The following is a 4,600-nucleotide window of genomic DNA, read 5'->3' on the forward strand; positions in this document are numbered from 1 at the left end:
AGCCGCCCGCCGGCCAGCAGCACACCGGCGACGACCGCCTCGGCCTGCTCCTCGTCGTGCACCGCGCGGTTGTAGAGCGCGCCGTGCGGCTTGACGTAACCGACGCCGGCGCCCGCCGCCTTGGCGAACACCTCCAACGCGCCGATCTGGTAGGCGACCTCGGCGGCCAGCTCGTCCGGCGGCACGTCCATGGAGCGCCGGCCGAATCCGGCGAGATCGCGGTACGAGACCTGGGCGCCGATCCGTACGCCCCGCTCGGCCGCCCAGGAACAGACGCGTCGCATGGTGGCCGGGTCGCCGGCGTGGAAGCCGCACGCCACATTGGCGCTGGTGACCACGGAGAGCAGCGCCTCGTCCTCGGTCAGCTTCCAGCGGCCGAAGCCCTCGCCGAGGTCGGCGTTGAGATCGATGGACGCCCAGGACATGGAGTCACCTTCCGACAGGCACACATGAGAGGTTCGTTGAACGATCCCAGGAACGATCCCAGACAACAGCGCACCGCTCGGCCGCGCCGGCACGGCGAAACGGGCGAACTGACGCGCGGTGCGACCGTCGTACGGCGGTTCGCCCGCCACCTCGTGGCCTCCCCGCTGCGGCGCGTCGCCGACTCCGGTCGCTTCTGCGCCGTTTCGACCGTTGTCAGTGCGAGGACCTAATCTGTTCAGCGTGACTTCGCCTGCCTCGACGGAACCCGTTCCGCCCCAGCTCAGCGCGGGGCCGCGGCCCGCACAGGGCCCGGCCGCCGACGAAGGGCTCGCGCGGCGGCTGCGCGCGCTCGCCTGCACAGCCCCGCTGCACGACCTGGACACCCGCAAGGCCAATCTGGCCGGTGAGTACTCCATCTACGCGATGGCCGAGGTCGCCCTCTCCGCCATCGACCTGGTCACGCTCAACATGGACTTCGACACCGGCGCGGACCATGAGCAGATAGTGGCCAGACTGCTGCCGCGCGTGGCGGCCCAGGCCCCCCGGCGCCCGCAGGCCGAGCATGAGCGGGTGGCCCGCTGGGTGCTGGAGAATCTCATCAACGTGGGCAGCGTCGACCGGGGCTTCCGCGCGGTCTACGGCACGTTCGGCACGGACGGCGTCTACACCCGCAGGGACTACGACTTCAAACTCATCGAGGAAGTGCCGGGCGACGGCGGCAGCGTCTATCTGCGCACCACCGACGAAGCGGTCAACGTGCTGGTCGGCGCCCTCGACACGGACGTCACGAGCGCGCAGATCGCCGCCGAGGTCAAGCTGGAGGTGCTGATCAACCGGGGCCGTCTCGCCGACGCGCAACTCGCCGCGGAACAGGCCAGGTACCGCACCGTCCAGTACGCGGAGACGCTGCGCAGGACGCTCGACGCGACCCGCCGCAACGTCCGCGCGGTCGACTGGCTCAACGCCGTCCCGGACATGATCGACGAAGCCCTGGACCATGTCGCCGACCGGTACCGCCACGAGAACGCGATCCTGAACAACATCCGCAAGGCGCGCGACGAGGCCGAGACCGGCGCCGACCCCAAGACGGCCGAGCACAAGCGGCGCGCCGCCGAGCTGGTCGACATCGTCAAGGACTGCATCCGCCGGCACACCCAGCTCCAGTCCCGGCTGCTGGAGGCCGGTCCGCTGTTCCGCGCCGAGCAGGACCGGCAGTCCTTCGCCGGGCCGAGCGCCCGCACCGGCCTCGATCTGTACGGGCAGTTGCTCGCCCCGCTGCTGCCGCTCCCCGTCGAACAGGCGACGAGAGTCACGGACGCGTTCTTCGCCCGTGGCACCGGACTACGTACGCCCACGTCCGTCCGCGTCGGCGACCTGATCGACATCCTGCTCACCCCGCCGCTTGAGCGCGAACACCTCGGCGCCGAGATGCCCGAACCCGATCTCATCGCCACCCCGGACGACAGCCGCTTCAGCGAGGAGCAGCTGGCGCACGCGATGGAACTGCTCGATCTCGAACACGACGCGCCACGACGGCTGTCCGGGTTGCTCGCCGAGGCCCGCAGACACGACCCCGACCTGCCGTATCTGGTGGCGCTGCTCGCCGTCCACGCGGCGAGCCCGCCTGTCGGCACCGCCTACCGGCAGGGCGAGAAGCGGCTGTTGTTCGCCGTCGACGACGGCACCCCGCTGGACGACCCCGAGTTCGGCGGCGCCGACCTGATAGTGGGCACGGCGCTCCTCGACGCGGCCGGCATGGCCGCGGACCGTACGGACGCGGCATGACCACCAACCGCCCGTCGGTCCCACCTTTCCCCGCACCGTCCGCCATCGCACCGTCCGCCACCCCAGGCCGTAAGGAGCAACGCCCGTGAGCGAGCACCACACAGAGCACGCGGCGGCATGGGGCGTCCCCGGCGGCGACAGCTCCGACGCCGCCGCGGCCCCGGCCGTGAGCGCCGCCGTCACGCCCGCCGACACGGCCGACGCCGCGCGACTCGTCTCCTTCGGCCTGCAGCCCAAACTGCTGCCGGCCCGCGACGCCGAATACACCGAACTGCTGCGCCGCTACCGCGAAGACCCCGCCTTCGCCCGGATCGCCGACGCCGTCGCCACCGGATTCGGCCTCGTCGTCCTGGAGGTCTCCCCGCGCGCCGGGATGGCCGTGACCGCGGGCGAGGACTCCGTCTTCGCCGTCCGTATGGGCGACTACGCCCGCCGCGCCTCCACCGACTCCGCCGACCGGTTCCTGCACGGCCTGGCCCATCTCGCCGTCGCCGCCATGGCCTTCCCCCGCCCGGAAGACCTCGCCGACGACGGCTACATCGGCCGGATCACCGTCAACGGGGTCGACGCGTTCGTCCGGCAGGCCTGCCGCCGTCTGGAGGAACGGGCCGAGGAGCAGGGCGAGAACACCGACCCGCAGACCGACACCCCCGGTCTTGAGGCGTCCTGGCGCATCTACACCCGGCGCAGTGCCACGGGCGCGACGAAGGACGCCCGCAGGCTCGCCGGTTCGACCACCGGCATCGTCGGCAAGGCGGTCGCCTTCCTCACCGAATCGGGCTTCCTCCAGCGCACCGGCGACGACGCGGGCGGCTCGTACCGCACCACCGCCCGCTACCAGCTCCAGGTACGCGACATGGCGGGCCACGCGGCCATGGCCGAACTGCTCGATCTGGGCGTCGTGCCGGTGACCGACGGGTCCGCCACCCTGCTGCCACCCTCCGGCGACGACGACCTCGACCTGGTCGCCGACGCGGGACTGCCGTTCCACTCCTGACCCGGGCCCGGATCCCCGCTCCGGGCCCCGGTCGCACCGCTGCCGCCCTTCCTTCCGCCGCTCTTCCCCACGACGAGAGTCCGCCATGTACGAGCTGTCCCGGGTCCGCCTCTACTCCATCGGGCCTGCCGGTGCGCGCTACGCCGACACCGTGCTCGACCTGCGCGGGGTGGGCGCGCCCGTGCCCAACCCCGCGCCCACCCAGGCGGAGTTCTTCGAGGACGAACCGGTCGGCCCGCCCCGCAGACCCGCCCCCGCGGGCGTGCTCTTCCTGGAGAACGGCGGCGGCAAGTCCGTCCTGCTCAAGCTGATCTTCTCGGTGATGCTGCCGGGCCACCGCAACACCCTCGGCGGCGCCAGCTCCGGGGTGCTGCGCAAGTTCCTCCTCGCCGACGACTGCGGTCATGTGGCGCTGGAGTGGCAGCACACCCTCACCGGCGAACTCGTCGTGGTCGGCAAGGCCAGCGAGTGGCGCGGCCGTCAGGTCTCCAACGACCCGCGGAAGTTCGCCGAGGCCTGGTACTCCTTCCGGCCCGGCCCCGGACTGAGCCTCGACTCGCTGCCCGTCGCCGAATCGTCCGCCGTGCACCGGTCACCCGAAGGCGCGTCAGGAGCGCGCGGCAGGCGCCGCACGATGAAGGGCTTCCGCGACTCCATCACCGAGGCGGGCAAGGTCTACCCGCATCTCGACATCCACTGGGAAGAGATCCACGACCGCTGGAACGAACATCTCGGCGACCTCGGCCTCGACCCGGAACTCTTCCGCTACCAGCGGGAGATGAACGCCGACGAGGGTGAGGCGGCCGGACTCTTCGCCGTCAAGAAGGACAGCGACTTCACCGACCTGCTGCTGCGCGCCGTCACCGACACCCGCGACACCGACGGGCTCGCCGACCTCGTCGGAGGCTTCGGCAACAAGCTCGGCCGGCGCGCCGAACTGACCGCCGAGCGCGACTTCACAGCGGGCTCCGTCGACCTGCTCGGCCGTATCGTCGAAGCGGCCGAGACCAGGTCCCACGCCCGTGACGTGCACGCGGGCGCCGAGCGCAGGGCCCGTACGCTGGTGCGCCGCATCGCCGCCCGCGCCACCGAGGAGCGCGGCCGTACGGGGGAGCTGGCCCAGCGGGTCACAGCGGCGGCCCACACGGTGACCGAGGCCCAGCAGGGCCGCGCCCACAGCTCCCTGATCGCCGCCGAACTGGCCTACCGGCACGCCTCCCTCGCGCTCACCGTGGCCGAGAAGCGCGCCGCCGCCCAGCGGCGCGAGCTGACCGACGCCCGTACGCTCCACTCGGCCTGGCAGGCGGCGGAGAACGTGCTGCGCCACCGCGCCGCCGCCGACCGTTCGGCGCGGGTCGCCGTCGCGATCCGCGAGGCCGAGCGCGACGCCGC

The 4,600-nt window shown here is 72.3% G+C and carries 3 protein-coding genes and 1 pseudogene; 3 read left to right on the plus strand and 1 reads right to left on the minus strand.

Annotation, left to right across the window (positions count from 1 at the left end):
• The coding region (locus tag HY68_RS22995) for a 5-oxoprolinase subunit PxpA (protein ID WP_041996865.1) at positions 1 to 425 on the minus strand (425 nt) is incomplete at its 3' end.
• A gap of 241 nt (positions 426 to 666) precedes the next feature.
• Between HY68_RS22995 and HY68_RS23000 the strand changes: the two genes are divergently transcribed.
• The 3 genes and pseudogenes from HY68_RS23000 to HY68_RS23010 form a co-directional block, all read left to right on the plus strand.
• A complete protein-coding gene (locus HY68_RS23000; RefSeq protein ID WP_041991767.1) occupies positions 667 to 2,211 on the plus strand; it encodes a hypothetical protein in 1,545 nt (514 codons plus the stop codon).
• A gap of 85 nt (positions 2,212 to 2,296) precedes the next feature.
• Positions 2,297 to 3,208 carry a hypothetical protein gene (locus HY68_RS23005; RefSeq protein ID WP_041991769.1) on the plus strand — a complete coding sequence of 304 codons (912 nt, stop codon included), beginning with the start codon at positions 2,297 to 2,299 and terminating at the stop codon, positions 3,206 to 3,208.
• Positions 3,209 to 3,293: 85 nt separating this feature from the next.
• A pseudogene (locus HY68_RS23010) lies at positions 3,294 to 4,600 on the plus strand (hypothetical protein); the annotation flags it as partial.

This window comes from Streptomyces sp. AcH 505, from assembly GCF_000818175.1.
Classification (GTDB): Bacteria; Actinomycetota; Actinomycetes; order Streptomycetales; family Streptomycetaceae; genus Streptomyces.